Annotated in this window: 25 protein-coding genes and 2 pseudogenes; 15 read left to right on the plus strand and 12 right to left on the minus strand. The window is 73.3% G+C overall.

Going from position 1 to position 25255, the window contains the following annotated elements; genetic code table 11:
- Positions 1-4 precede the first annotated feature (4 nt).
- From ACIBF7_RS33400 to ACIBF7_RS33420, 5 genes are all read right to left on the minus strand, one after another.
- A complete protein-coding gene (locus ACIBF7_RS33400; RefSeq protein ID WP_397198911.1) occupies positions 5-1423 on the minus strand; it encodes an aldehyde dehydrogenase family protein in 1419 nt (472 codons plus the stop codon).
- A 168-nt stretch (positions 1424-1591) separates the two neighbouring features.
- A complete protein-coding gene (locus ACIBF7_RS33405) occupies positions 1592-2722 on the minus strand; it encodes an FAD-dependent oxidoreductase (protein WP_397198912.1) in 1131 nt (376 codons plus the stop codon).
- Positions 2719-4119, minus strand: coding sequence for an aldehyde dehydrogenase family protein (locus ACIBF7_RS33410; protein WP_397198913.1), 1401 nt, complete (start codon positions 4117-4119; stop codon positions 2719-2721). The genes ACIBF7_RS33405 and ACIBF7_RS33410 overlap by 4 nt, the downstream gene beginning before the upstream one ends.
- Positions 4116-5393 (minus strand): acyl-CoA dehydrogenase family protein, encoded by a 1278-nt coding sequence (locus ACIBF7_RS33415; RefSeq protein ID WP_219546361.1) that lies wholly within the window; start codon positions 5391-5393, stop codon positions 4116-4118. The genes ACIBF7_RS33410 and ACIBF7_RS33415 overlap by 4 nt, the downstream gene beginning before the upstream one ends.
- Before the next feature lie 9 nt (positions 5394-5402).
- Positions 5403-6644: a flavin reductase gene (locus tag ACIBF7_RS33420; RefSeq protein ID WP_271279440.1), complete on the minus strand. Its 1242-nt coding sequence runs from the start codon at positions 6642-6644 to the stop codon at positions 5403-5405.
- A 131-nt stretch (positions 6645-6775) separates the two neighbouring features.
- Here ACIBF7_RS33420 and ACIBF7_RS33425 point away from each other — a divergent pair, with 131 nt between their 5' ends.
- On the plus strand, positions 6776-7564 hold the full coding sequence (locus ACIBF7_RS33425; protein WP_261808552.1) for an IclR family transcriptional regulator: 789 nt from the start codon (positions 6776-6778) through the stop codon (positions 7562-7564).
- 68 nt (positions 7565-7632) lie between these two features.
- Positions 7633-8865, plus strand: coding sequence for a PP2C family protein-serine/threonine phosphatase (locus ACIBF7_RS33430; protein WP_397198914.1), 1233 nt, complete (start codon positions 7633-7635; stop codon positions 8863-8865).
- On the opposite strand, the gene ACIBF7_RS33435 is transcribed toward ACIBF7_RS33430, so the two are convergent.
- Complete coding sequence (locus tag ACIBF7_RS33435) at positions 8862-9881, minus strand: hypothetical protein (RefSeq protein ID WP_397198915.1); 1020 nt, start codon at positions 9879-9881, stop codon at positions 8862-8864. The two genes, ACIBF7_RS33430 and ACIBF7_RS33435, sit on opposite strands and share 4 nt — an antisense overlap.
- A 285-nt stretch (positions 9882-10166) precedes the next feature.
- On the opposite strand from ACIBF7_RS33435, the pseudogene ACIBF7_RS33440 reads away from it, so the two are divergent.
- From ACIBF7_RS33440 to ACIBF7_RS33455, 4 genes and pseudogenes are all read left to right on the plus strand, one after another.
- Positions 10167-10720 (plus strand): annotated as a pseudogene (locus ACIBF7_RS33440) (response regulator transcription factor); the annotation flags it as partial.
- 123 nt (positions 10721-10843) lie between these two features.
- Positions 10844-11107: pseudogene (locus ACIBF7_RS33445) on the plus strand (sensor histidine kinase); the annotation flags it as partial.
- Positions 11108-11166: 59 nt separating this feature from the next.
- Positions 11167-11733 carry an RNA polymerase sigma factor gene (locus ACIBF7_RS33450; protein ID WP_148031602.1) on the plus strand — a complete coding sequence of 189 codons (567 nt, stop codon included), beginning with the start codon at positions 11167-11169 and terminating at the stop codon, positions 11731-11733.
- The gene (locus ACIBF7_RS33455) at positions 11730-12647 is read left to right on the plus strand and encodes a CU044_5270 family protein (protein WP_397198916.1); all 918 of its coding nucleotides are present in this window, start codon (positions 11730-11732) and stop codon (positions 12645-12647) included. Before ACIBF7_RS33450 ends, ACIBF7_RS33455 begins: the two co-directional genes overlap by 4 nt.
- A 7-nt stretch (positions 12648-12654) precedes the next feature.
- On the opposite strand, the gene ACIBF7_RS33460 is transcribed toward ACIBF7_RS33455, so the two are convergent.
- Together ACIBF7_RS33460 and ACIBF7_RS33465 are read right to left on the minus strand one after the other, a co-directional pair.
- On the minus strand, positions 12655-13095 hold the full coding sequence (locus tag ACIBF7_RS33460) for a hypothetical protein (RefSeq protein ID WP_397198917.1): 441 nt from the start codon (positions 13093-13095) through the stop codon (positions 12655-12657).
- Between the two features lie 330 nt (positions 13096-13425).
- On the minus strand, positions 13426-13611 hold the full coding sequence (locus tag ACIBF7_RS33465; RefSeq protein ID WP_397198918.1) for a hypothetical protein: 186 nt from the start codon (positions 13609-13611) through the stop codon (positions 13426-13428).
- 11 nt (positions 13612-13622) lie between these two features.
- Here ACIBF7_RS33465 and ACIBF7_RS33470 point away from each other — a divergent pair, with 11 nt between their 5' ends.
- Entirely contained in the window at positions 13623-13796 is a 174-nt protein-coding gene (locus ACIBF7_RS33470) for a hypothetical protein (RefSeq protein ID WP_397198919.1), read from the plus strand.
- Between the two features lie 16 nt (positions 13797-13812).
- Here the strand turns inward: ACIBF7_RS33470 and ACIBF7_RS33475 are convergent, their stop codons facing one another.
- Positions 13813-15174, minus strand: a complete 1362-nt coding sequence (locus tag ACIBF7_RS33475) for a helix-turn-helix transcriptional regulator (protein WP_397198920.1) — start codon at positions 15172-15174, stop codon at positions 13813-13815.
- Positions 15175-15275: 101 nt separating this feature from the next.
- Here ACIBF7_RS33475 and ACIBF7_RS33480 point away from each other — a divergent pair, with 101 nt between their 5' ends.
- Positions 15276-15698 (plus strand): VOC family protein, encoded by a 423-nt coding sequence (locus ACIBF7_RS33480; RefSeq protein ID WP_397198921.1) that lies wholly within the window; start codon positions 15276-15278, stop codon positions 15696-15698.
- 147 nt (positions 15699-15845) lie between these two features.
- Positions 15846-16967 (plus strand): winged helix DNA-binding domain-containing protein, encoded by a 1122-nt coding sequence (locus tag ACIBF7_RS33485; RefSeq protein ID WP_397198922.1) that lies wholly within the window; start codon positions 15846-15848, stop codon positions 16965-16967.
- Between the two features lie 49 nt (positions 16968-17016).
- Here the strand turns inward: ACIBF7_RS33485 and ACIBF7_RS33490 are convergent, their stop codons facing one another.
- Complete coding sequence (locus tag ACIBF7_RS33490) at positions 17017-17856, minus strand: nitroreductase/quinone reductase family protein (protein ID WP_397198923.1); 840 nt, start codon at positions 17854-17856, stop codon at positions 17017-17019.
- Positions 17857-18279: 423 nt separating this feature from the next.
- Here ACIBF7_RS33490 and ACIBF7_RS33495 point away from each other — a divergent pair, with 423 nt between their 5' ends.
- From ACIBF7_RS33495 to ACIBF7_RS33520, 6 genes are all read left to right on the plus strand, one after another.
- Positions 18280-19047: a putative protein N(5)-glutamine methyltransferase gene (locus ACIBF7_RS33495; RefSeq protein WP_219546417.1), complete on the plus strand. Its 768-nt coding sequence runs from the start codon at positions 18280-18282 to the stop codon at positions 19045-19047.
- 66 nt (positions 19048-19113) lie between these two features.
- The gene (locus tag ACIBF7_RS33500) at positions 19114-19674 is read left to right on the plus strand and encodes a dihydrofolate reductase family protein (RefSeq protein WP_397198924.1); all 561 of its coding nucleotides are present in this window, start codon (positions 19114-19116) and stop codon (positions 19672-19674) included.
- Between the two features lie 28 nt (positions 19675-19702).
- The gene (locus ACIBF7_RS33505; protein WP_187281160.1) at positions 19703-19852 is read left to right on the plus strand and encodes a hypothetical protein; all 150 of its coding nucleotides are present in this window, start codon (positions 19703-19705) and stop codon (positions 19850-19852) included.
- A gap of 109 nt (positions 19853-19961) precedes the next feature.
- A complete protein-coding gene (locus ACIBF7_RS33510; RefSeq protein WP_148031596.1) occupies positions 19962-20315 on the plus strand; it encodes a helix-turn-helix transcriptional regulator in 354 nt (117 codons plus the stop codon).
- Between the two features lie 5 nt (positions 20316-20320).
- The gene (locus ACIBF7_RS33515) at positions 20321-20932 is read left to right on the plus strand and encodes an SRPBCC domain-containing protein (RefSeq protein WP_148031595.1); all 612 of its coding nucleotides are present in this window, start codon (positions 20321-20323) and stop codon (positions 20930-20932) included.
- 4 nt (positions 20933-20936) lie between these two features.
- Positions 20937-21332 (plus strand): VOC family protein, encoded by a 396-nt coding sequence (locus tag ACIBF7_RS33520; protein ID WP_397198925.1) that lies wholly within the window; start codon positions 20937-20939, stop codon positions 21330-21332.
- A gap of 3 nt (positions 21333-21335) precedes the next feature.
- Here ACIBF7_RS33520 and ACIBF7_RS33525 read toward each other — a convergent pair whose 3' ends face one another.
- The gene (locus ACIBF7_RS33525) at positions 21336-22514 is read right to left on the minus strand and encodes a hypothetical protein (RefSeq protein ID WP_397198926.1); all 1179 of its coding nucleotides are present in this window, start codon (positions 22512-22514) and stop codon (positions 21336-21338) included.
- Positions 22511-25234, minus strand: a complete 2724-nt coding sequence (locus ACIBF7_RS33530) for a DEAD/DEAH box helicase (protein WP_397198927.1) — start codon at positions 25232-25234, stop codon at positions 22511-22513. The genes ACIBF7_RS33525 and ACIBF7_RS33530 overlap by 4 nt, the downstream gene beginning before the upstream one ends.
- Positions 25235-25255 lie beyond the last annotated feature (21 nt).

Consider the following 25255-nt stretch of genomic DNA (forward strand, 5'->3'; position numbering starts at 1 on the left):
CTCGTCACGCCGGGTAGGCGGTCGCGGGCAGGCCGGCGCCGCCGTCGCGGAAGGCCGCGGGGGCGTGCACGACCGCGCTCTGGACGTACTCCAGGAGCCCTTCTTCGCCGTACTCCCGGCCGTAGCCGCTGCGCTTGACACCGCCGAAGGGGGCGCGCAGGGACATGCCGGTACGGTTGTGGGTGTTGACGAAGACGTAGCCGGCTTCGAGGCGGGCGGCCAGGCCGAAGGCGCGGTCCTCGTCGGCGGACCACACCGAGGCGGCGAGGCCGAGATCCCCCGCGTTGGCCCTGGCCGGCAGTTCCTCCTCGGTGTCGTAGGGCAGCAACGGCACCGCCGGGCCGAACTGCTCCTCGGTGACCAGGGGCGCCTGGTCGTCCAGCCCGGTCACGAGGGTTGGGGTCACGAAATATCCGGATTCGAGGCCGCCGACTGCCCGCCCGAGCGGCACCGCCGTACCCCCACGGGAGAGCGACCCCGCGACCAGCGCCCGGATCCGGTCGGCGGCCGGGCCGGAGATGACCGGCCCCATGGTGACCCCGGGCGTGAGCGGATCGCCGACGACCAGGACCCGCTCCGCCGCCGCCGTGTACGCCTCGGTGAACTCCGCCATCCGGGCGCGCGGCACGTACAGCCGTTTGGCGGCCATGCACACCTGCCCGCTGGTCGCGAACGTCGCCATGACCAGCCGCTCGTAGTCGTCGCCGGACAGCGCGAAGTCCGGCAGGAAGATCGCCGGGTCGTTGCCGCCGAGCTCCATGACCGAAGACGTGAGCATCGAACCGGCCGCCGCCGCGATCTCCCGCCCGGCCGCGTCGCCGCCGGTGAAGGCCACCTTGCGGACCGCCGGGTGGGTGACGAGCGCCCGCCCGGCCGGCGCGCCCCCGTGCACCACCTCCACTGTGGGCAGCGCCGCGGCCACCTCGCTCACGGCCAGCGGCGCCAGCGGCGACGGCTTGAGCACCACCGCGTTGCCCGCCGCCAGCGCGGGCGCCAGCTTGACCATGGCCAGGATGACCGGGGCGTTCCACGGCGTGACGCACCCCACCACCCCGTACGGTGCGCGCCGCACGACCAGGCGGCCCGCGGCGTCGTCGATCTCGGCCGGGGCGAGCACCCGGGGCGCGTTGTCGCACACCCAGCGCAGGTACGTGAGCGCGAACGAGATCTCGCCCCGGCAGTCGGCCAGCGGCTTGCCCGACTCGCGCGCGAGCAGCACGGCCAGCTCGCCGGTCCTGCCGTCTATGACCCCCGCGGCCTCCCGCAGCACGGCCACCCGATCCCCGATCGGCCGCGCCGCCCACTCCCGCCACGCCTCGCCGGCCCGCCGCACCGCCGCGTCCACGCCGTCCGCATCGGTGACGGGAACCCGGCCCACGACCTCGGCGACCCGTGCGGGGTTCTCCCGCCTGATCACGTCCACCACATCTCCTTTCCGCCTCGTCGGCGCGCTACCCGGGCGTCGAGCGGGTGCCCAGGCGGTGCTTGCCCGCCCCCTCTGAGAGCGGGTTTCTCTCCCGAAAGGTGCGTGTCCGCCCCTTTCGAGGGCGGCCTCTCCCGAGCGGTGCTTGCCCCTGGCGGGGAGCGGGTGTCATCTGAGGGACGTGATCAGGCAGGCGCGCAGCAGGTGCGCTCTGGCGGCCTTCGGGTCGGCGGCCAGGGCGCGCAGTTCGGCGTGGTGGGCGGCGGGGGCGGCCGAGCGCAGCTTCTCCCAGTTGCCGTGACTGATCGCGCGCACGTGCTGGAGCGCCACCTCCCGCCTCCTGGCGGCGACCGCGTCGACCGCCCCGGGATCGTCCTGGAGCAGGGCGCCGGCGAGCAGGACCGCGTCGTGGATGCCGCTGTTCATGCCGAGACCGCCCAGCGGGTTGTTGACGTGGGCCGCGTCCCCGGCCAGCAGGACGGGCCCGTGCCGGAAGCGGGCGGCCACCCGCTGGTGGACCCGGTAGAGCGAGGCGTGCGCGACCTTCCACTCACGCCCGGGGTCGGCGACGGCCCGCAGCCGACCGGCCAGCCGGGCGAGCTCCGCCTGGTCGGAGGTACCGCTGGGGGTGGGCAGCAGCACCCGCCAGTGGTCGGGCGTGCGCAGCAGGACGAGCCACTCCTCGGGGTCGAAGACGTAGTTGATCGGCGCGATGCCCGGCAGCAGCCCGTCCAGGTCCTCGTCCGTGGAGGCCACCAGGAACCGTTCGGGGTACGTGATGCCTTCGAACGGGATCCCGAGCGCCCGCCGTACCGCCGAGTGGGCGCCGTCGGCGGCGATCAGCCGGTCGGCGGCGAACCGCGCGCCACCCGCGGTGGTCACCAGCACGCCGCCGCCGCGCGGCAGGACCTCGCGGACCGCCGACCCGAACAGCACCTCGCCGCCGTGCCGGACCAGGTGCTCCATCAGGATCGGGGTCAGCTTGCTCTGCTCGCACTGCACCCGGTACGGGTACGGCGTGTCCGCGGCGAGCACGCCCATGTCGAGGGTGGCGATGGCGCCGCCCCGCCGGTCGCGGTACTGGAAGGTACGCGCGACCAGGCCCAGGGCCATCAGCTCCGGCAGCACGCCGAGCCCGGCGAGCATCTCCAGGGTCGGCGGGTGGAAGGTGGAGGCCCGTGACTCGGCGGCCAGGCCCGGCCCGGCCTCCAGGACGGTCACCGGCGCCCCGCCGCGCGCCAGGGTGAGCGCCGCGGTCAGCCCCACCGGCCCGGCCCCGGCGATCAGCACGCGGCTCACGGCGCCCGCTCGACGCCGACCACGCGGGTGCCGGTGAAGAACCGGATGGTCTCCGCCGTGCCCTCGTCCACCAGCCCGGACAGCCCCCACGCCGGTCGCGGCGTGAACAGGTGCAGGCTCAGCACGCTGGACCCGTTGACCTTGACCTCGCCGGCGCGCACCCGCCGGGCGACGTCCAGCGCCCGTTCCTCGTCGGCGCCGACGACATACCCTTCGAGCCCGTACGGTGTCGCGTTGGCCAGCGCGACCGCCTCCTCCTCGGTGTCGTAGGGCACCACGGCGGCGACCGGCCCGAAGATCTCGTCGGCCAGGTCGGCTCCGGTGATGAGAGCGGGCGCCAGGTAGTTGCCCTTGCCGGGCATGTCACCGTACGAGATGGCCTGTCCTCCGGCGTTCTCCGTCGCGTCCCGTACCCGCCGGAGGTGGGCGGAGTGGACGAGCGGGCCGTACTCGGTCTCCGGGTCGAGCGGGTCGCCGGCGCGCAGCGCGGCGAGCCGCTCGCCGACGGCCGCCACCAGCTCGGGCAGGCGCGGGCGGGGCACGATCAGCCGGCCCAGCGCCCGGCACCACTGGCCGTTGAGCGAGGTGAGCAGCTCGGCGGCGGACGCGGCGGCGGCGCCGGTGCCGGCGTCGGGCAGCACCACGAGCGGGTTGTTGCCGCCGAGCTCCAGCTGGGCGGGCCGGAGCGCGCTCGCGCAGGCGGCGGCGACGGCGCGGCCGCCGGCCAGGCCGCCGGTGAAGGAGACGGCGCGGATCCGCGGGTCCGCGGCCAGCAGGGCTCCGGTGCGGGCGTCGCCCATGACGAGCTGGAAGACGCCGGGCGGCAGTATCTCGCCGAGGACCTCGGCCAGCACCCGGGTGCCGTAGGGGGCGTACTCGCTGACCTTGAGCACGACGGGGCACCCCGCCGCCAGCGCGCTCGCGGCCTTGTGGGCGGCCATCGGGGCGGGCGCGTTCCACGGCACCAGGCACAGGGCGGGGCCCCAGGGCAGATGGTGCACCTCGACCCCGTCGCGGTCGGCGCGCAGCAGCCCTTGCCTGATCTGGGCGGCGGCCAGCGCGAACGCGCCGTGCACGATCAGCCCGAGCCCGGTGGTCTGCCGGATCGGCACGCCGGTGGCGAAGGACTCCAGGGCGGTGATCTCGCCGGTGCGGTCCCGCAGCGCGGCCGCGGCGGCGTCGAGCAGGTCGGCCCGCCGCTCGGCGGGGGTGCCCGCCCAGGCGGCGGCCACCCGGCCGGCGGCCGTGAGCGCCGCCTCGGCGCGCGCGCCGGAGGAGCCGAGCGCGCGGGCGGCGGGCTCGCCGGTGGCGGGGTTCTCCAGGTCGAAGCCGAGGTCCTCGGTGCAGCGGGCCCAGCGGCCGTCGACGAGGTCGGCGGTCTCCGGCAGCTCGATCATGGCCGCTCCGCGGTGGCGAACAGCGCGTTCTCCTGCGCCTGGGTCACCAGCTGGGCGACCTCCAGCCTGCCGCGTTCGGCGGGGAACGTCATGACCAGCCCCATCGCCAGGTCGCGCAGTGCCCGGCCGGCCGTGCCGCCCATCATGGCGCCGGAGGTGCCCGAGGCCTTGAACGCGCCGAGTGCCACCTGGAAGCAGGCCTCGGTGACCGACCCCTTGCCCATCCGCCACTGGCGGAAGACCTCGGGCTTGGGCCGCAGCGGCGGTTCGGAGGTCTCCAGCAGCAGCTGGCGGCGCAGCCACAGGTAGGCGGTCTCCAGCTGGACGGTCATCTCGCCGATGAGCTGCTGGTGCATGGGCGAGGAGGCGATCGGCCGGCCGGTGTCGGCGAAGGTCTTGCGGGTGAGCTGCTCGACGGTGACGTCGTAGACGTTCTGCGCGCAGCCGGTGTAGACGGCGGCGATGGCGAGCTGGTTGCCGACGAAGCTGCCGCGGCTCATCCTGAGCATCCGGGTGAACGCCCCCGGCACGGTCAGCGCCTCGTCCTCGGGGACGAACACCCGCTCCAGCCTGATGCCGTTGTTGGCGGTGGCCCGCATGCCGAGCCCGTCCCACGGCGCGCGGGTGGAGACGCCCGCCGCGTCGCGCGGCACCAGGAACGTGACCAGGCCCTCGGCGGTGTCGTGGCCCTCCAGCTTGGCCGTGGTCAGGTAGTAGTCGGCGACGCCGGTGGCGCAGCCGAACGACTTCTCGCCGTCCAGCAGCCAGCCGCCGTCGGTGCGGCGCGCGGTGGTGGCGATGGTGATGTTGGCGGTGGAGCTCTTGACCGACTCGGAGGCGAAGTTGGCCAGCCAGACGCCGGACGCCATCCTGGTCAGCACCTTCTCGGCGAACGCCCGTACGGCGGGGATCTCGCCGTCGTCGAACAGGCCGGCCTCGATCGCCTCCAGCGGCAGCAGGCCGCGGGAGGCGCTGGTGTTGTGGAAGAAGTAGGCCAGGGCGGTGGACGGGCAGGCGGTGCCCATCGCGAACGTCGCGGCGGCGAGGTCGCGCAGCGTGCCGCCGAGCCCGCCGTACTTCTCCGGCACCACGAGGCCGAGCAGCCCGGCGTCGCGCAGCAGCGCGACGTGCTCGATCGGGAAGCGGGCCTCCTCGTCGGCCTTGACGGCGGCGGCGCGCAGCGCGGGCAGCACGGCTTCGACGCGTTCCGCGCGGGCGCGTTCGGCCTCGGTCATGTCGTCGACGAGCCGTTCACCGGTCAGATCGTGGGTCACGTTCTCCCCTTAGTTGGCGAATCTGTAGGTGCGTCCGGGCAGCACGGACCCCCAGGTGCTCTCCAGCTCGGCGGCGCTGGCGACCAGCACCGACCGGTCGACGGCGGTGTCGACGTCGAGCTGGCCGGCCAGGAACAGCACGTCCTCGGCGGGCAGCGCGCCGTCGAGGCCGCCCAGCGTGGTGTCGAAGTGCCGCACCCCGCTCTTCATCGCGACCAGCGCGTTGACCAGGCCGATGCCGTGGCGTTCGCGCAGGCCGACGCGGACGGTGGCCTGTCGTGCGGCCGCGGCGGCGTCCTGGAGCAGGCCGCGGACGCGGACCGGGGTCGCGGGGACGGCGCCCTCTTCCAGCCCGATCTCGTCGCAGCCGAGCTCGGCCAGCCGGGCGACGGTGGCCATGACCTGTTCGGCGCGGTCCGCGGCGAAGGCTTCGGGGACGTGCCCGACGGTGGCCAGTCCGGCGCGGCGGGCGGCCTCCAGGACGCGGGCGGCCGGTCCGGGTTCCGCGGCGGTGAACTCGGCCACCCCCGCTCCTGCCGAGGCCACGGCCCGCACCTGGGCGGGTTCGGTGATCAGGGCCGAGGCGGTGGCCGGGTCGAGGTCCCGCGCGAACGCGTACGGATCGAACTCGTACGGGTCGAACAGGCGTACGCGGCTGCCGGCGGCGCGCAGGGCGCGGGCGATGCCGCCCATCCGGGCGCCGGTGAAGCCGCGGGCGCGGAGCACGGCGAGCAGCCCGGTGTCGGCCACGCCGATGTGGTCGGGCAGCGGGTCGGCGAGCTGGCCCCAGGCGCGCGAGTGGAACAGCACCGGCGCCACCCGGCGCGGAGTGGCGCTCGTGAGCACCTCGCCGACGAAGATCGTGTGGTCTCCTCCCGGGTACGCGTGCGCGACCCGGCAGTCGAGCCAGGCGACGGAGTCGGCGAGCACGGGGGAGCCGCTCGGGCCCGGGGTCCAGGCGGTGCCGGCGAACCTGTCGGCGGCGGGCTCCTGGCCGGCGAACCTGCGGCCGATCGCGACCTGGTCCTTGCCGAGCACGCTGACGGCGAAGAAGCCGTGCTCGGTCACCAGCCGGTGGGTCCTGGTGCCGCGTGCCAGGCAGATGAGCACCATCGGCGGGTCGAGGCTCACGCTCGCGAAGGAGCTGGCGGTCATGCCGTGCCAGGCGCCCGCGGCCCCGGTGGTCACGATGACCACGCCGCTCGGCCACTGCGCCATGGCCGCGCGGAAGGACTCGCCGTCTGCAGTCACCGGTCTCCATATGTTCCATTGATGGAAACAGTGTCACGCTGAAGGTAACGAACGGCCATTTTCGTGTCAATGTGACGGCGTTTCCCCAAGGGAAATAGACTGGGCGTGTCGTCGATCTACGAGGGGGTCAGGTGCACGCCCAGGCCGAGTCGGAGAACCAGAGCCGTTCCATCGCCGCGGTGGAGCGCGCCATGGACGTTCTGCTGCTGTTCGGCCGGAGCACGCGCCCTGACCTGGGGGTCACCGAGATCGCCACCGAGCTCGACCTGACCAAGGCGGCGGTCCACCGCATCCTCACCGCGCTGCGCAACCGCGACCTCATCGCCGTCGACCCGGTCACCAGGCGATACTCGCTGGGCCACGCCGCCATCGCGCTCGGCCGGGCCTACCTGGCGCGCACCGACCTGCGGGCGATGGCCGGTCCCGAGCTGCGCCGGCTGTCGGCCCAGTCCGGCGAGACCGCCACCCTGTCGGTGCGGCGCGGCGACACCCGCCTCTACGTGGAGCAGGTCGTGCCCGACCATGACCTGCGCATGGAGGTCTCGCTGGGCATCCCCTACCCGCTGCACGCGGGCAGCTCCTCCAAGGCCATCCTGGCGTTCCTGCGCGAGGAGGAGATCGAGGGCTTCCTGTCCAGGCACCAGCTCACCGCCCTCACCGGCAGGACGATCACGGACGCCGTCAGGCTGCGGGCCGAGCTGGCGGCGATCCGGCGGCGCGGCTACGCCTCCTCGCTCGGGGAACGCCTGGAGGGCGCGGCGTCGATCGCCGCCCCCGTCTTCGACCACGACGGGCTGGTGATCGCCGCGGTCAGCGTCGCGGGGCCGAGCAGCCGCTTCAAGCCGCGCATGCAGGAGCAGGCGCCCCTCGTCGTGGAGTCGGCGTCCCGGCTGTCGGCCCAGCTCGGCCACTCCGGCTGAGCGTCCTCCCACGTGCAAGGCGCCGCCGCCGGGGTAGATGCTCTGATGCCGGAGGGGAAAGGGGTGTCATGCGGAGTGACGGCGAGCTCATGCTGGGCGGCCTGCTGCGCAACAGCCACACCGCCTCCTTCGAGGACATCGTCCCGCTGCTCAACGAGCACGCCCCCATGGCGGGCTTCAGCAACCCCATGGTCTACGTCTCCGACCTGCAGCAGAAGTACCTGGTGCCGCTGCCGAACCAGTTCAGCGCCGGGGGCGAGCCGCTCACGCGGCTGAACATCGACACCACGATCGCCGGTCGCGCGTTCCGCAACGTCGAGCTGGTGCACGCCCGGCCCGACGAGGACCTCCCGCCCTGCGAGCAGGAGGACGGGCTGCGCCTGTGGTCGCCGCTCCTGGACGGCACGGAGCGGGTCGGCGTGGTGGGCGGCATCACGCAACGGGTCGACGAGGTCATCGAGTGGCGGTTCAAGCGGCTGTCGACGCTGCTGTCGCTGCTGGTGGTGAGCAAGCGCCAGACCAGCGACACCTACTCGCGGATGGTGCGCGAGAAGCCGATGACGCTGTCGGCCGAGGTGCTGCACAACCTGCTGCCGAACGGCAGCTTCGCCAACGACAAAGTGGTGATCGCCGCCGCGCTGGAGCCCGCCTACCAGGTGGGGGGTGACGTGTTCGAGTACGGCATCGAGGACGACCAGCTGCACGTGTCGATCTTCGACGCGATGGGGCACGATCTGGCGTCCGGGCTGACGGCGAGCATCGCGGTCGGCTCCTGCCGCAGCAACCGGCTCAAAGGCGCCGGCCTGGTGGCGATCAGCGAGGCCATCGACGAGGCGATCGCCCAGCACTTCCAGCTGAGCCGGTTCGCCACCGGCATCATCGCCAACCTCGACATGTCGACGGGAACGCTGTCCTGGGTGAACCGCGGCCACCACCCGGCGCTGGTGGTCCGCAACGGCAAGCTGGCCGCCACCCTGGGAAGCGCCAAGCCCGCGCCGCCGATGGGCTTCAGGCTGGGCCGGCCCGCCGTGGTAGAGCACTACCAGCTCCACGCCGGCGACCGGCTGCTCTTCTACACCGACGGCATCGTCGAGGCGCGCAGCCCCGAGGGGGAGCCGTTCGGGCTGGAGCGGTTCATCGACTTCATCGTCCGCAGGGAGGCCGACGGCCTGCCGGCGCCGGAGACGCTGCGCCGGCTCATCCAGTCGATCATGCGCTACCAGCGCGGCCGGCTGCAGGACGACGCGACCGTGCTGACGGTCGAGTGGATGTCCGGCAGACGCCCGGGCGTCACGCTCTAAGACACCGCTGCACCCGGTCGGCCTTTCCTGCGGTAGGCGGTGATCGCCACCCCGAGCGCGAGGGCGGCATATCCGCACGTCACGGTCAAGCCTGCCCATGGCGGGAGCGGGTAATAGCCGCCGAGCAGTGACCGGTCCACATCCACATGCGCGAACGTGGCGACGCTCTGCGTGATCGCGAACCCGGCGGCAGGGGTGACCGCCAGAAGCCATGGCGCCAGACCGGCGGTGGCCAGCAGATAGGGCACGACGACCAGCGCGACGGCCAGTCCGACGGCGACGACGCCCCGTTCGACCAGCGCGGCCAGGCCCAGAGCCAGCACGGCTGCGGCCGCGGTCAGCGCCGCGAAGCCGACGATCATCCGCACCTCGGTACCCAGGGTGATCGGCTGGATCGGGTTCTGATGGGCGCGCAACACCGCCAGGCCGGCGGGGACCACGACTCCCGAGGCGACCAGCCCCGCCACGAACGCGACCGCACCGACCACCGCGGCCTTGGCCGCCAGCCGCCGCGCCGGCAGGCCGATTCGCCCGCGCCGGTGGTCCGCCGTGAAGAACGTCACCGCCGCCACGAGTACCGGGATCAGCCCCAAGGCCCCGCCGATCAGCATGAGGTCGGCGCGTATACCGCCCTCCACCGTGGCGGGCCCGATGTCACCGCCGCCGGTCACGATGAGCTTGCCGCCGGACTCCACGACCCCGCCCGGGTGATGCGGGGTCCTGCCGTCGGACTCCAGGACGGCGCCGACGTCGTCGTGCCGCCACGATCCGTTCGCGCCCTGCGGCGTGATCTGGTCGAAGGTGGCGGTCGCCTGGGCGAAGGCTTTCGCCATGTCCCACAGAACGCCTGGTGAGGTGACGAACAGCCCGATCTCGACCGTCTCCGGCAGGCCGGTCAGCTTGACCGTGCCGACCTCGGTCCACGTCCTGCCGTCGTCCGACTCGTACCCGCTGATGGTGTCGCCCGACCTGGTCAGCCGTAGCCACCGCGGGCCGTTGTGGGGACCGCCGGGCATGTCGTGGACGTAGTTGTACTGCCACCGCCGTGCCGTCGGGTCCCAGCAAGGGCGCCGGGCAGGAGCCTTCGCCCTGCCCGGTCACGCAGGTGGTGCGGGCACCTCCGGCGACCAGCAGTCCGAGATGGACTCATGCCGACGGTTGTACGCGGCACCAGGTTCCGGCCGGGTCGCAGCGGCTGCGACCCGGCCGGAACCTGGGCTCTGGCATCGTTGACCCATGGCACCTCGACCCGGTGGCCGGCTCGGCTGCCCCACCCGCACGACGACCGCCGGTGAGCGGCGGTGAGGGTCCTCCTCGTCGAGGACTTCGAGGTCCTCGCCCGCTCCATAGGCACCGGGCTGCGCCGCGAGGGCATGGCCGTCGACGTCGTCCTGGACGGAACCGCCGCCCTCGCCGCCTGGCCGTCACCCGCTACGACGTGGTGATCCTCGACCGCGACCTGCCCGGCGTCCATGGGGACGAGATCTGCCGGCGACTCGCCCAGGGCCGCTGCCAGACCCGGGTGCTCATGCTCACCGCCTCCGGCACGATCGAGGATCGCGTCGACGGGCTCAGCCTCGGTGCGGACGACTACCTGCCCAAGCCCTTCGCCTTCGCCGAACTGGTCGCCCGCGTCCGCGCCCTGGCCCGCCGCGCCACCCCGCCGCTGCCGCCCACCCTGACCTGCGGGGACATCACCCTCGATCCGGCCCGCCGCGTCGCGTCCCGGGCCGGGCGGCGCCTTGAGCTGAGCCCCAAGGAGTTCGCCCTGCTCGAATGCCTGCTCGCCCGGCCCGGGCTGGTGATCTCGGCCGAGGAGTTGCTCGAACGCGTCTGGGACGAGGCCGCCGATCCAGCGGAAAAGGGCATCGACCTCGCCTGTCACCTGGCGCCCGCGGTGATGGCGGGAGACCTGGGACTGGTCGAAAGCCTCGTCGCCAACCTCGTCGACAACGCCATCCGTCACAACCACGCGGACGGGCACGTAGAGGTCACCACTCAGGCCTCTGACACGCAGGTGGCCCTTACGGTCACCAACAGCGGGCCGGTCATCCCCGACGACCAGATCCAGCGCCTCTTCCATCCCTTCCAGAAGCTGGCGCCCGATCGTCACGGCAGCCGCGACGGCTACGGCCTCGGCCTCGCCATCGTCAACGCCGTCACGCAGGCTCACCACGCCACACTCACCACCAGCACACGCACTGAAGGCGGCCTGTCGATCACTGTGCGGTTCGCGCGGTGAACCCGGTGCCGCCCTTCGGGAGACAGCACGGTGAGACACCGACTCACGAAGGAGAGGCGTTGGGTGCTGAGACGGTCGAGATCGACGACGGAGAGCTGATCCGTCGATCGGCGCACGACCCAGAGCAGTTCGCGGCGCTGTTCGACCGCTATGCCAGACAGATCCATCTGTACGCGGCCCGGCGACTCGGCACGCAGGCCGCCGACGACATCGTGGCCGAGACGTTCCTGGCCGCCTTCCGCAGGCGCGGGACGTACGACACGTCGTTCGCGCTGGCCAGGCCCTGGCTGTACGGGATCGCCACCACGCTGATCGCCAGGCATCGGCGGCAGGAGGAGCGGATGCTGCGGGCGCTGAGCCGTACCGGCGTGGACCCGCTGCCCGAGGCGCTGGCCGACACCGTGACGCGCCGGGTGACGGCGCAGGGCAGGGATCGCGAGCTGGCGGGGGCGCTGGCGTCGCTGTCACGCGGGGACCGGGACGTGCTGCTGCTGGTGGCGTGGGAGGACATGTCGTACGAGGAAGCGGCGCGAGCGCTGGACATCCCGGTGGGGACCGTGCGGTCACGGCTGCACCGCGCACGGAAGAAGGCCAGGAACGTGCTCGGGGACGAGGAGCTGTCATGAACGCGATCAGGGAGTTTCGCCGGAACACCCCGGCCATGACCGACGAAGCCGAGGCCGCCGCGAGGGCGCGGCTCATGACGGCGATCCACGAGCCGGAAGCCGCACCGAAGCGAGCCGTGACCCACGGGCTCGGCCGGCGCATCGTGGTGGCGGCGGCGCTGGCCCTGGCCGTCGGCGGGACCGCCGTGGTGTTCGGCGGCCGGCCGGACATGGCGCCGGTGGCCGGGGTGGCCGAGCTGGGCGAGCACGCCGCCCGGGCGGCCGAGAACGACCCCACGCCCGTCCCGGACCCCGCCCAGTGGTTCTACACCAAGGAACTGCGACTGACCGGCGTCGCAGGGGACCAGGGTGACACCTGGGAACGATGGACGCGGGTGGACGGCAAGCGGTCGGCCTGGTACCAGGACGGCAAGCTGACGTTCTCGGGAAGCACGAGCTTCGACCCGGCCGAACTGGCCCGGCCGCCTGTCACCCCCGCCGGGGTGCTCGCCAAGATCGAGGCGGCCGTCCTCGACGAGGACCGCAGGGGTTCCCAGGAGCTGAACGGCCAGGTCCCGCCGGGGATCCTCTGGATGGAGATCAACCAGCTCATCTCCGAGCAGTGGCTCGCCCCCGAGGTGCGTGCCGCGCTCTTCCGCGCGCTGCCCACGATCAAGGGCATCACCGTGACCCATGACGTGCCCGTCGCCGACGGACGGCGAGGCGTCGCCTTCAGCCTCACCGACGCCGAGTCCCGCAGCTACCTCGTCCTGGACCCGGAGACCTACCGGTATCTGGGCACCAGCTCGACGCGGTTGAAGGACCGCACCTACGAGTGGTCCGACGGCACCAAGGAGACCTTCGAGGCGGGCACGGCGAGCCTGACCGCGCAGCTGGAGGCCGCGATCGTGGACCGGCCCGGCCTGCGTTCCTGATCGCGCGTCAGAGGACGACCGGCAGGGAGGCCAGCCGCCAGGTGCCGGGGTCGGGCATCCGCTCCGGCGTCTTGGCGGGCGCCAGGCCGGGGGATCGGCGCAGCAGGGCGGTCAGCGCGATGCGGACCTGCAGCCGGGCCGGCCACGCGCCCAGGCAGAAGTGCGGGCCGTGCGCGTAACCCAGGTGGGCGGCCTCGTCGCGGGCCAGATCGAGCCGGTCGGGGTCGGCGCGCGGCGCCGCGAGCTGATCAGGGTGCGCGAGCAGCGCCTCGACGGCGTTGGCGATGAGGTTGGCGGGCGTCTGGCCGCCGAGGACGAGCTGCCACACCAGCGTGACCAGCTCCGTCTCGCTCAGCCGGTCGCCGTCGCGCACGCGGATCAGGTCGGAGATCACGTCGGGGCCTGGTGCGGCCCGCCTGCGGGCGATGGCGGCCTTGGCGCCCTCCATGACTGCCGGGATGGCCCGGTGAGCTTGCGCACGTCTCCGGTGGCGACGGCGGCGCCGGGATCGCGCCAGGCGGGCCGGTGATCACGTCCATCGGCAGCGGCCTGGCCAGGTCGGCCACCAGGTCCACGGGCTCGCCCGGGGGCAGCGCGCCGAGCAGGCCGTCGACGATCCGCTCGATGCGCGGGGCGAACGCGGCGACGCGGCGTGGCGTGAACGCGGGCGCGACCAGTTTGCGCAGCCGGGCGTGCTCGGCGCCGTCCATCTCCTGCATGGTGCGCATGTACGGGACGTACTCGTCGGGCACCGGGGGGCGCATGAAGCTGTCGGAGCTCAGCCGGAAACGCGGTCGGCGAGCATCGCCCTGGCCTCGTCGTACCTGGTCACCGCCCACATCGCGCCGTGACCGGGAGTGACGAGACGTGCCACCGGCGCCTGCTCGCGGGCCCGCCCGTAGGCGGTGAAGGGGTCGCGCAGCGCCTCGGGGTCGCCGAGGAGGATCTCCGGAACGCCGGCCATCGTCATCTCCCATGGTCAAATCAGATGATCCCATCATCCAGCGCGACGCCGGGGCGGCCGCGGGCGTCCCGGCCGACGCCACGGAGAGCGCGGTACGGGTCGCGTCGGGCCGCCTGGTCACCCGCGCGGAGGGCTTCGGCGCGGGCCACGCCGCCGCCTCCCTTCGGATCGACCACCCCGCCTGAGCCCCGCGACGGCCGGTCAGGCGCCTTCTCGCGAGGGTGGCGGCAGAGGGGCGGTGGCGGCTTGGGCGAAGCGGCGGGCCAGCTGGGCGAAGGCGTCCTTGAGCTCGGGCGGGCCGACGACCTCGATGTCGGCGTCGAACCTGCCGACGCTCGCGGCGAGGCCGGCCCACGACCAGGAGCCCAGGACGAGCCGGCAGCGGTCCGCGCCGAGTTCCTCGACGACGCCGTCACGGAGATAGCGCGAGACAGTGGCGGCGGGCAGCCGGAGAACCACCTCACCACGGCAGGGCCAGTCACCGGAGCCACCCCCGCGGAACCGGCCCGCCACGAACGCGGCCACATCGCCTCCGGGCACCTCACGCGGAGCGAAGCGGGGCCCGTTGGGGGTGCGGGGGTTGATGCGATCAACGCGGAAGGTCCGCCAGTCGTCGCGATCAAGATCCCAGGCGACGAGATACCACCGCCCACCCCAGGTGACAAGATGATGCGGCTCCACCCTGCGAGGCGGCCGCATGCCCTCATTCGTCGGTGACGCGGGCACGTCGTCCGTCGGACACACGGGAGCGTGATCGTCGGTCGGCGGCGCGGGGGCGTACCGGCGGGGCGGGTTGATGCCGTCGTCCGTCGATGGCGCGGGGGCGCAGTCGGACATCGGGGACGCGGAGGCGTGCTGGCGAGGCGGGCGGATGTCATCATCCCTCAGGGACGCGGGAGCGTAATCGTCCGCTGGCGGCGCTGGGGCGTGATCGTCCGTCTGGGACGCGGGAGGGTGATCGTCGGTCGGCGGTGCGGGGGCGTACCGGCGGGGTGGGCGGATGTTGTCGTCCTTCGGGGACGTGGGAGGGTGATCGTCCGTTGGTGGCCGGGAGGCGGGGTTGATGATCAGGGAGGCGGGGGCGTAGTCGAAGCGGAGGACTTCGCGGGCGCGGACGGCGGTGCCGAGCGCAGTTAGTACGCCGCTGTCGACCTGTGGGAGCGGGTGGGGGGCGGGTCGCTCGACGGCGGTGATCTGGAGGGTGTCGATCCGGTGGCGCAGGCGGGCGGGCATGACCTGGCGGACGGTGGTCAGCGCGCGTGCCGCCGCTTCCCCGATGCCGGCGCCGCTGGCGGCGGCGGTCTGGAGCGCCACGGCCAGCGCGACGGCCTGCTCGTCGTCGAACAGCAACGGGGGCAGGTCGGCGCCGGCGTCGAGCCGGTACCCGCCGTCGGGACCTTTGGCGGCCACGATCGGGTAGCCGAGTTCGCGCAGGCGGTCGACGTCGCGGCGGACGGTGCGCGGGCTGACGTCCAGTCGCTCGGCCAGCACCGCGCCGGGCCAGTCGCGGCGCGCCTGGAGCAGCGAGAGCAACGCCAGCAGCCGTGCTGAGGTCTTCGGCATGTCCCCCATATTGCCGTGAATAGCGGCCACAACCTGACCGCTACCCCTGCGACTGTTGTCCCCGGAACACCACGAAACCCATGAAGAGGTCAGGAGCCGAAATGTCCGTCAAGTCCGTGACTCATCTGAACTTCCGCGGCGACGCCCGCCCGGCGCTCGAGTTCTACCGTTCCGTCTTCGGCGGTGAACTCACCGCCGTGACGTACGAGGACGCCGGGAACGTGCGGAACCCCGCCGAGGCGGACCAGGTGATGTGGGGCCAGGTGATCGCCGGCGACGGCTTCCACGTGATGGCCTACGACGTGCCCGCCGGGATGCCGTGGGACCGGGGTGAGAACTCGTTCTTCGTCTCCCTCCGCGGCGAGACCGCCGAGGAGGTCACCACATATTGGGAGAAGCTCTCCGCCGGAGCGACCGTCGCGCGGCCGCTGGCGCCCGCGGAATGGGCGCCTCTCTACGGGATGCTCACGGACCGCTTCGGCGTCGTCTGGGTCCTGGACGTGGTGAGCGAATACAGCGGCTGAGCCACAGGCGTACGCCGCACTCTCGCGACGACACCCCCAGAATGACCACACCCTCCAGAACGACGACACGTCCCAGAACGACGACACCGGAAACGACCACATTCCTGGAAACGACGCCCCCGGAAGCACGACGAGGAAGTGACCACCATGACGATGCGGCCCCCGGTGCGGACCGTTCTCGGTGAGCGGGCGCTGAACCGCGCGACGCTCGCCCGGCAGTTGCTGCTCGATCGCGCCGACCTGCCGGTCACCGGCGCCGTGGCGCACCTGTGCGGGCTGCAGGCGCAGGAGCCTCAGGAGCCGTTCGTCGGCCTCTGGTCGCGGCTGCGCGCGTTCGACCCGGCGGCGCTCTCCGGTCTGCTGGTCCGTAGGAGCGTGGTGCGGGTTCATCTGATGCGCCGTACCGTCCATCTCGTCACGGCCGGTGACGTGCTGGCCTGGCGGGCGCGCCACGACGCCATGCTGCGCCAGCGCGTGCTCGGGGTCTACCGTCGCGAGCTCGCCGGGGTGGACCTGGACGAGCTGGCCGCGGTGGGCCGGGCGGTGATGGCCGACGGCGAGCCGCGTTCGATGGCCGAGGTCGTGGAGGCGCTCGCCGGGCGCTGGCCGGAGCCAGGACGGCGGGCCCTGGGCGAGATGGTGATCTCCGCCCTCGTCCCGGTGGCGCAGGCGCCCCCGCGCGGGCTCTGGCGCGCGAGGGCGGGGGTGCGCAACGTGCTGCTCTCGTCCTGGCTGGGGCGGGAGATCGACCCGCACGCCCAGGACGGCTCCGATCCGGTCGGCCAGGCGCTGGTGCGGCGCTATCTCGCCGCGTTCGGCCCGGCCGCCACGGCCGATCTGCGCGCCTGGTCCGGCCTGGCCGGGCTGCCGGGCGCGGTGGGCGCGGTACGGGAGGAGCTGGTCTCCTTCCGTGACGAGCGGGGCCGGGAGCTGCTGGACCTGCCCGACGCGCCGCGCCCCGACCCCGACACGCCCGCCCCGGTGCGGTTCCTGCCGGCGTTCGACAACGCGATCCTGGGTTACCACGCCCGGGGCCGGATCATCGACGACGCGCACCGGGGCCTGTCGGTCGCCGGCGCCCGCGTCGTCCTGGTCGACGGCCGGGTCGCCGCGACCTGGACCGTCGAGTCGGGCACCGTGACGGTCACCCCGCTGCGCCGCCTCAGTTCGGCCGACCGGACAGCCGTGGCCGACCAGGGACAGCAACTGGCGACGTTCCTGTCCGACGGCGACAGTGACGGCGTCCGGATCACCGCATCCCCCCACTGACCACCGGACGCCTCTGGCGGTGCGGGCGGTCAAGCTTAGGCCGGAGACGTCATGGGGCGTTGGCGTTCAGGATCGGGATGAGGTTCTCCTCCTCGTAGTCCAGGTGTGCCTCCACCTGCGCGGTCAGCCGGTCCACCTCCGCCGACACCGCCGCCCGGTCGGTGTGCTCGCCCGCGACGAGCCGCTGCAGCTCCTCCAGGAGGCGGGCGATCTCCTCGTGCTCGCGGCGCAGCCGGGCCATGACGTCGGCGATCTCCGGGTACTGCTCGTCGAGGTGCGGGAACATGTGGGCGTCTTCCATCGTGTGGTGGTGGCTCAGCCCCTGGCAGACGGCCAGGCAGTTGATGCGCAGTTGCGCGCCCAGGCCGCCGCCGGACTCGGCGACCTCCTTGCGGACGATGGCCAGCTCCTTGCGGAAGGCGTCGTGGATGAGCTTGAGCCCGTCGCCCGGCCGCGCGGCGGCGGGGGCGGGCGGGCCCGCGGGGTCGAGTGCCACCACGGGCAGGGTGCGGCCGGACGCGGTCTCGTACCGCGCCCATCCGGGGTCGGTCCCGGTGGCTCGGGCGAAGATCCGGTCGCGTTCGGCGCCTTCCAGGATGCGCGCGTCGGCCTCGTACGTGAACGCGCCGGTTTCGACGGTGACGCGCGGGTTCTTGCGGAGGTTGTGGAACCAGGCGGGGTGGCGGGGGGAGCCGCCGGCGGAGGCGATGACGTACAGCCGGCCCGGATCCTCGTCGAGCAGGTAGCCGAGCGGGGTGGTGTGGCGGGTGCCGGTCCTGGCGCCGGTGGTGGTCAGCAGGAGCAGGCGGGCGTCCTCGAAGGGCGGCCCGACCCGGCCCTGGCCGGCTCTGAACTGCTCGATGACGTGCTGGTTGAAGTCCATGGTCATGCGGTGCTTTCTCCGATCGGTGGGAAAGCCCGCACGCCGACCGCGCGGAAAAGCGCATAGCTGGCGGAGCTATGGAGGAAAAAAGGGGAAGCGGGGACGGCGCGCAGGCGCGGTTCAGGTCAGGCGCGTCCGTGTGAAGTGGTCACGGTGTCGTCCCCTTGCGTCGCGGCCTCCATGCCGCCGCAGTCCTCCCATGCGGCGTCACGCGACCTGCCGATCATTCAACGCCGCCCGTTCGACGGCTGTCAAATCCCGTCCCGGTGTTTGCGGGCGGGGACGCGGCTCGGCTAATGTCGCCATCCCAGCGATGGACGAGGAGGTGAGACCGATTCCCGCACGTACCCGCCGGATGCTCTCACCTCACGACATCTGCCCGGTCTAGCCGGCCGGGGGAGAGCGCCCGTGACATACCGAAAGGCGCTCATGTCCCTTGCCGCCATCGTCACCCGGCTCCGCGCCGCGGGCTGCGTCTTCGCCGAGGACGAGGCACGCCTGCTGGCCGCCGCCGCCCCCGATCCCGCCGAGCTGGCCCGCCTGGTGGAGCGCCGCGCCGCCGGCGAGCCGCTGGAGCACGTCCTGGGCTGGGCCCGTTTCCGCGGTCTGCGTATCCAGGTCGATCCTGGCGTCTTCGTGCCGCGCCCGCGCACCGAGTTCCTGGCCGAGCAGGCGATCGCCGCCGCGCCCGGCCCGGCGGCGGTCGTGGTGGATCTGTGCTGCGGGTCCGGCGCGCTCGGCGCCGCCCTGGTGGCGGCGCTGGGCGAGGTCGAGTTGCACGCCTCCGACATCGACCCCGCCGCCGTCGCCTGCGCCCGCCGCAACCTGCCGGGCGCCCGGGTGTACGAGGGAGATCTGTTCGATCCGCTGCCCGCCGGGCTGCGCGGCCGGGTGGACCTGCTGCTGGCCAACGTCCCGTACGTGCCCACCGGCGAGATCCCGCTGCTGCCCGCGGAGGCCCGCCTGCACGAGGCCCGGGTGGCGCTGGACGGCGGCGGGGACGGGCTGGAGGTGCTGCGCCGGGTGGCCGCGTCCGCCGGGCGATGGCTGGCCCCCGGCGGTCACCTCCTGTTCGAGACCGGCGGCCGGCAGGCGGCGCACGCCGTCGAGGCGATCGCCCGCCATGGCCTGACACCGCGCGTCGCCCACTCCGGCGACTGGGACGCCACCGTCCTCATCGCCACCCGGCAGGGCTGACCCCGATGAGTTTCCGGGCGGCCCGAGGTCTGCCCGGGGAAGTGACGGAAGGACGGGAGGCCCGCGATGGGCAAGCTGATCTACTCGATGATCACCTCGCTGGACGGCTACGTGAGCGACGAGAACGGCGACTACGGCTGGGGCGCGCCGGACGAGGAGTCGCACACGTTCGTCAACGAGCACATGCGGTCGATCGGCACCTACCTCTACGGCCGCCGGATGTACGAGACGATGGTCTTCTGGGAGACCGCGCACACGCTGCCGGACCAGCCGCCGTTCATCCTGGAGTGCGCGAAGGTCTGGCAGGCCGCCGACAAGGTCGTCTATTCGACGACGCTGGAGGAGGTGTCCAGCGGGCGGACCCGGATCGAGCAGGCTTTCGACCCGGAGCGGGTGCGTGAGCTGAAGGCGGCCTCCGACCGCGACCTCACCGTCGACGGGCCGAACCTGGCGGCGCAGGCGATCCGGGCGGGGCTGGTGGACGAGTTCCAGCTCTTCGTCGGGCCGGCGGTCGCCGGCGGCGGCGTCCCGTTCTTCCCTGCCGGGGTGCGCGCCGACCTGGAGTTGCTGGACGAGCGGCGCTTCGGCAACGGGGTGATCTTCCTGCGTTACGGGGTCGGGCGGTAGCCGCGGCCGTGTGGGGTAGGGGACGGCCATGGCATCGCTCATGGACCGGGTGCGCGCGTACATGCGCAGCCCGAAAGGCAGGCAGACGGTCGAATCGGCCAAGCGGATGGCCCGCGACCCCCGTAACCAACACAAGGCCAGGCACTTCCTGGACAAGTTCCGTTCCCGGCGGCACTGACGGCTCTTTCGTGACGGCGGCGCCCGGCGTGGCGCCGCCGTCGCCTTGCGCGGACACCCCAAATATTTCACATTTGACTTATATAAGCGTTGCCTGAAACACTCTGTTCGTGCACGCGTTCGACATTCTCGGTGATCCGGTCCGGCGCCGGATCCTGGAGCTGCTCGCCGGCGGCGAGCTGAGCTCCGGTGAGGTCACCGCCGTCATCCAGCGTGAGCACGGCATCTCCCAGCCCGCGGTGTCGCAGCATCTGAAGGTGCTGCGCGACAACGGCTTCGCCACCGTGCGCGCCCAGGGCACCCGGCGTTTCTACGTCGTGAACCCGGCGCCCCTGCGCGAGGTCGACCAGTGGCTGGATCGCTTCCGCGGCTTCTGGGAGCAGCGCCTCGACGCGCTGTCCACGGAGATCGCCCGCGGCAAGCGGGAACGCCGTGCCCGCGACAGCCATCCGACAGAAAGCTGACTTCGATGGACATCATCGACGAGATCACCCGTACGCATCGCGAGGTGCGCGACACCGGCGAGGCCAAGGTCGTCGAGCTCACCCGCCACTACGACACCGGCCTGGAGGATCTCTGGGACGCCTGCACCAGCGCCGAGCGCATCTCGCGCTGGTTCCTGCCGATCACCGGCGACCTGCGGCTCGGCGGCAGCTACCAGCTGAAGGGCAACGCCGGCGGCGAGGTCCTGTCCTGCGAGCCGCCGAACCGGTTCAGGGTGTCGTGGGTGATGGGTGAGGCCCCGGCGTCGTACGTGGAGGTGCGCCTGGCGGCCGACGGCGACCGCACCCGCTTCGAGCTGCGCCACGAGGCCGTGGTGCCGCCCGAGTTCTGGGAGCAGTTCGGTCCCGGCTCGGTCGGCGTCGGCTGGGATCTCGGGCTGCTCGGCCTGGCGCTGCACCTGACCGGCGGCGAGAAGGTGGACGAGGAGCACTTCCACGAGACCGATGAGGGGCGGGAGTTCATCGTCCGCAGCAGCGGGTCCTGGGGCGAGGCGTTCCGGGCCTCCGGCGCCTCGCCCGAGCTGGCCGCCGCGGTGACCGCCGCGACCACCGCCTTCTACGCACCCCCCGCGGAGTGACGCGATGCCCAAGAAGATCACGCCGTTCCTCATGTTCGAGGGCAGGGCGCAGGAAGCGATCGACTTCTACCTGAAGGTGTTCGACGACGCGGAGGTGATCTCCGTGGTCCGCTACGGCCCTGGCGAGCCGGGGCCGGAGGGCAGCATCCAGCTCGCCCACCTGCGGGTCTGCGGCCAGGAGTTCCTCTGCAACGACAGCTTTGTGTCGCACGCCTTCACGTTCACCCCGTCGCTGTCGCTGTTCGTGGAGTGCGAGTCGGAGGAGGAGATCGACCGGCTCTACCCGGTGCTGTCGGAGCAGGGCGGGGCGATGATGCCGCTCGGCCAGTACGGCTTCAGCGCCAAGTTCGCCTGGGTGGCCGACCGGTTCGGCGTCTCCTGGCAGCTCAACCTGCCCTGACGGTCAGCCGAGCAGCGCGGCCGGGTCGCGGGCGGGCGGGCCGGCGGGCCACCAGGTGTCGCCGCGCCGCTCGAAGGGGTACCACCGGCCGTCCCTGCCGTATCTGAGCTGGCGGTCGCCGATGGTCCAGCGGTTGCGGGCCGACTCCACCCCGGCGGGCGGCTCGCCCTCCCAGGCCGCGTCCAGCATGGCCTGGGCCCTGGCGAGGTCCTGCCGGGCGGGGGTCCACGCCGTCTCCAGCGCCTCCAGCCCGGCGGCGCCGCCGTGTCGCCAGGCCGCCACCTGGGCGTCGAGGCCGAGGTCGAGGCCGAACGCGGCGCTCATCCGTACCCGGTCCTGGTGTTCGGTCAGGGCCGGCAGGCGGCCGGAGACGAGCAGGTCGCGCGCCCGGGAGGCGGCGGAGGCGGCCAGCACCTCCAGCGCGGCCACGTCCACGCCGGGGGCGGGCTCCAGCCCGAGCGGCGCGTGGGGGGCGTCCAGCGGGGGCGGCTCGGGCAGCGGGGGCACCCCGCGCGCGAACGCCTCGCGCGCGGGCGTGCCCGGCAGCGTCCCGGCCCGCGCGCCCGCCGCACCGCCAGTGCCCGCCGCGCCCTCAGTGCCCTCGGCGCTCTCGCTCCGCGCGCCCGTCGTGCCCGGGATGTCTCGTTGGTGGAGCGCCTCGATCAGCTCCTGCTCGCCCCGGCCGCGTAGCAGCAGCAGGACGAAGGGGTCGGCGTCGAGGAGCCATGAGGCCTGGTAGCAGAGCGCGGCCGCGTGCCGGCACGCCCAGTCGGGGCACGAGCACTCCGGTTCCAGGTCGCCGACCGCGGGCAGCAGCGGCACGCCGGCGGCCTCGGCGGCCCGTACCAGGTCGTGGGGCATGTCGCGGTCGAGCAGGGCGGCGATGTGCCCGGCCTTGGCCGCCACCTGGTCCAGGAAGCGGTCCCATGCGGCGTCGGAGAGCTGCTCGACCCGCACGACCGTGTCGTGCTCGTGCTCGGCGACGGCGGCCAGCCGCCCGGGGCTGACGGTGATGGGGCCGAGCTGCCCGGTCTTGGCGTAGGCGCGGCCCCGCTGGAGGAGCCCCTGGTCGAGCGAGGTGTCGGCGAGGGCCTTGAGCCAGGCCTGGCCCCACCAGGTGGTGGCGAAGCGGGCGCCTGCGCGCTGGCGGGGGAAGGCGGGGAAGCCGCGGGCGGCGGTCATCTCAGCTCCACGAGGGTGGCGAGCTCGGCGTCGGTCAGTTCGGTCAGGGCCGCTTCGCCGGAGGCGAGCACGGCGTCGGCGAGTTCGCGTTTGGCGGCGAGCATCAGGGCGATCCGGTCCTCGATGGTGCCTTCGGTGATCAGCCGGTGGACCTGGACGGGCCGGGTCTGGCCGATGCGGTGGGCGCGGTCGGTGGCCTGGTCCTCGACGGCGGGGTTCCACCAGCGGTCGTAGTGGATGACGTGGTCGGCGCGGGTGAGGTTGAGCCCGGTGCCGGCGGCTTTGAGCGACAGCAGGAACACCGGCGTCTCGCCGTCCTGGAAGCGGCGGACCATCTCCTCGCGGCGGGCGACCGGGGTGCCGCCGCGCAGCAGCTGGTTGGGCACGCCGCGGGCGGTCAGGTGGTGGGCGATCAGCCTGGCCATGGTCACGTACTGGGTGAAGACCAGCACCGCGCCGTCCTCGGCGACGATGGTGTCGACCAGTTCGTCGAGCAGTTCGAGCTTGCCGGAGCGGCCGGTCAGCCGGGGCGCGGTCTCGTGCAGATATTGGGCGGGGTGGTTGCAGATCTGTTTGAGCCCGGTGAGCAGTTTGACGATCAGGCCGCGCCTGGCCATGCCGCCGGCGCCCTCGATCCGCGTCATCATCTCGCGTACGACGGCCTCGTACAGGCCGGCCTGCTCGGTGGTGAGGGCGACCGGCCGGTCGGTCTCGGTCTTGGGCGGCAGTTCGGGCGCGATGCCGGGGTCGGACTTGCGGCGGCGCAGCAGGAACGGCCGCACCAGCCGCGACAGCCGGTCGGCGGTCCCGGTGTCGCCGGACTCGATCGGCCCGGCCCAGCGGGCGCGGAACCGGGGCAGCGTGCCGAGCAGGCCGGGGGTGGTCCAGTCGAGGATGGCCCACAGCTCCGACAGGTTGTTCTCGACGGGGGTGCCGGTGAGGGCGACGCGGGCGGCGGCGGGGATCTCGCGCAGCGCGCCGGCGGTGCCGGAGGCGGGGTTCTTGACGTGCTGGGCCTCGTCGGCGACGACCAGGTCCCACGGGTGGGCGGCCAGGCGGGTGGCGTCGCGCCGCATGGTGGCGTACGTGGTGAGCACGAATCCCTCGTCGGCCAGGGTGCGGGCGGAGCCGTGGTAGCGGCGTACCGGCACGCCGGGGGCGAACCTGGTGATCTCCCGCTCCCAGTTGCCCAGCAGTGACGCCGGGCACACGACGAGTGTGGGCCCGCCGCCGCGGTGCAGATGGAGGGCGATGAGGGTGATGGTCTTGCCCAGACCCATGTCGTCGGCCAGGCAGGCGCCGAGCCCGAGTGAGGTCATCCTGGCCAGCCAGCGCAGGCCCTGCAGCTGGTAGTCGCGCAGCGTGGCGGCCAGGCCGGGCGGCGGGGCGAGGTCCTCCGGTTGGGCCAGCCGGTCGCGCAGCTCGCTCAGCCATGCGCCGGGTTCGACCGGCACCTGTTCGCCGTCGGCCTCGACGGTGCCGGTGAGCGCGGCGGCGAGCGCGTCCACGGGGGTGAGCGGCTTGAGCTCGCGCAGGCGTGCCTTGCGTGCCAGGTCGGGGTCGATGAGCACCCACTGGTCGCGCAGCCGTACGACGGGCCGGTGCGTCTCGGCGAGGTGGTCCATCTCTGCGGCGGTGAGCCGCTCGCCGCCGAGGGCGAGCTGCCAGTCGAAGGCGACCAGGTGGTGGCCGCCGAGGAACGAGGGCAGGTCGGACGGGGCCGCGTCGCGCTCGCCGATCGCGGCGCGGGCGCTCAGTCCGCGTACGAGGGAGCGCGGCCAGTGGACCTCGGCCCCGGCGGCGGTGAGCCGTTCGGCGGCTCCGGCCAGCAGGTCGCCGACGTCCTCGTCGGTCAGCGGCAGTTCGTCGGGGACGGGGCTGTCGAGCAGCGCCGCCAGGCGGGGCCAGGCGCGGGCGGCCCGGCGCAGGGCGATGGTCGTCTCGATCCTGGCCCGGCCGCCGAACCCGGGGTCGCGGCCCTGCCACAGGTCGGCGGCGTCCACCACGAGTGACGGGCCGGCCAGGCTGTGCACCTGCACCACGGCGCGGTACTCGCCCGCGGCCACGTCGTCGGCCTCGATCCGCAGGGACACCCGCACGCCGGCGTCGAGGTCGGCGGAGACGTCCTCGGCCCACCGGCGCAGCTTCGGCACCTTGACGGGGCGCACGGCGGCGAACGCGGTGGTGCCGGTCGCCTTGACGGCGCCGGGTGAGCGCGGCATGCCGTCGGCCACGGCGTCCAGGAACGCCCGCACCAGCGTCTCGGCGTCGGCCAGCACGGGTCCGGCGTCGCCGTGGTCCTCTCCGAGGGGGACGGCGCGGGCGGAGGCCGGCATGGCGTCGGCGAGTTCGCGGATGCGCTGGACGTCGGCGGCGTCGAAAGGGCCGGCGCGCCAGGCGTCGTGGCCGGCCGCGGTCACCGTGGGGCGGATGCGGCCGCGGGTGACCAGCTGGAGCGCCACCAGCGCCGCCGCGCCCCAGAAGCGGGCCGCGGGGTGGGCCGAGGCGTCGGTGCGGGCTCTGGCCAGCGCGGCGACGGCCTCGGCCACGGGCGTCCTGGTGGCGGCCGCCTCGCGTACGCGGATGCCCTCGTCGTAGGGTTCGGCGACGGTGACGGTGTCCGCGCCCGCCGGTCCGAGGAAGGCCATGCGGCCCGCTCTGGGGGGTTCGCCGGGCTCGAAGACGACCGCGTTCCGTACCGATTCCTGTCCGCCTGTCACAACCGTACAGTGTACGGTACG

The sequence above is a fragment of the Nonomuraea sp. NPDC050478 genome (genome assembly GCF_044458265.1).
In the GTDB taxonomy this organism is placed as follows: Bacteria; Actinomycetota; Actinomycetes; order Streptosporangiales; family Streptosporangiaceae; genus Nonomuraea; species Nonomuraea ferruginea.

Excerpts from the sequence above, each read along its gene's own strand:
- ACIBF7_RS33490 (WP_397198923.1), bottom strand. The coding sequence starts at position 17,856 with ATGACCATGGACTTCAACCAGCACGTCATCGAGCAGTTCAGAGCCGGC.
- ACIBF7_RS33435 (WP_397198915.1), bottom strand. The coding sequence starts at position 9,881 with ATGCCCGGCGGTCCCCACAACGGCCCGCGGTGGCTACGGCTGACCAGG.
- ACIBF7_RS33505 (WP_187281160.1), top strand. The coding sequence starts at position 19,703 with ATGGCATCGCTCATGGACCGGGTGCGCGCGTACATGCGCAGCCCGAAA.
- ACIBF7_RS33430 (WP_397198914.1), top strand. The coding sequence starts at position 7,633 with ATGCGGAGTGACGGCGAGCTCATGCTGGGCGGCCTGCTGCGCAACAGC.
- ACIBF7_RS33480 (WP_397198921.1), top strand. The coding sequence starts at position 15,276 with ATGTCCGTCAAGTCCGTGACTCATCTGAACTTCCGCGGCGACGCCCGC.
- ACIBF7_RS33455 (WP_397198916.1), top strand. The coding sequence starts at position 11,730 with ATGAACGCGATCAGGGAGTTTCGCCGGAACACCCCGGCCATGACCGAC.
- ACIBF7_RS33520 (WP_397198925.1), top strand. The coding sequence starts at position 20,937 with ATGCCCAAGAAGATCACGCCGTTCCTCATGTTCGAGGGCAGGGCGCAG.
- ACIBF7_RS33460 (WP_397198917.1), bottom strand. The coding sequence starts at position 13,095 with ATGGAGGGCGCCAAGGCCGCCATCGCCCGCAGGCGGGCCGCACCAGGC.
- ACIBF7_RS33465 (WP_397198918.1), bottom strand. The coding sequence starts at position 13,611 with ATGGCCGGCGTTCCGGAGATCCTCCTCGGCGACCCCGAGGCGCTGCGC.
- ACIBF7_RS33500 (WP_397198924.1), top strand. The coding sequence starts at position 19,114 with ATGGGCAAGCTGATCTACTCGATGATCACCTCGCTGGACGGCTACGTG.
- ACIBF7_RS33525 (WP_397198926.1), bottom strand. The coding sequence starts at position 22,514 with ATGACCGCCGCCCGCGGCTTCCCCGCCTTCCCCCGCCAGCGCGCAGGC.
- ACIBF7_RS33475 (WP_397198920.1), bottom strand. The coding sequence starts at position 15,174 with ATGCCGAAGACCTCAGCACGGCTGCTGGCGTTGCTCTCGCTGCTCCAG.
- ACIBF7_RS33470 (WP_397198919.1), top strand. The coding sequence starts at position 13,623 with ATGGTCAAATCAGATGATCCCATCATCCAGCGCGACGCCGGGGCGGCC.
- ACIBF7_RS33495 (WP_219546417.1), top strand. The coding sequence starts at position 18,280 with ATGTCCCTTGCCGCCATCGTCACCCGGCTCCGCGCCGCGGGCTGCGTC.
- ACIBF7_RS33515 (WP_148031595.1), top strand. The coding sequence starts at position 20,321 with ATGGACATCATCGACGAGATCACCCGTACGCATCGCGAGGTGCGCGAC.
- ACIBF7_RS33410 (WP_397198913.1), bottom strand. The coding sequence starts at position 4,119 with ATGATCGAGCTGCCGGAGACCGCCGACCTCGTCGACGGCCGCTGGGCC.
- ACIBF7_RS33485 (WP_397198922.1), top strand. The coding sequence starts at position 15,846 with ATGACGATGCGGCCCCCGGTGCGGACCGTTCTCGGTGAGCGGGCGCTG.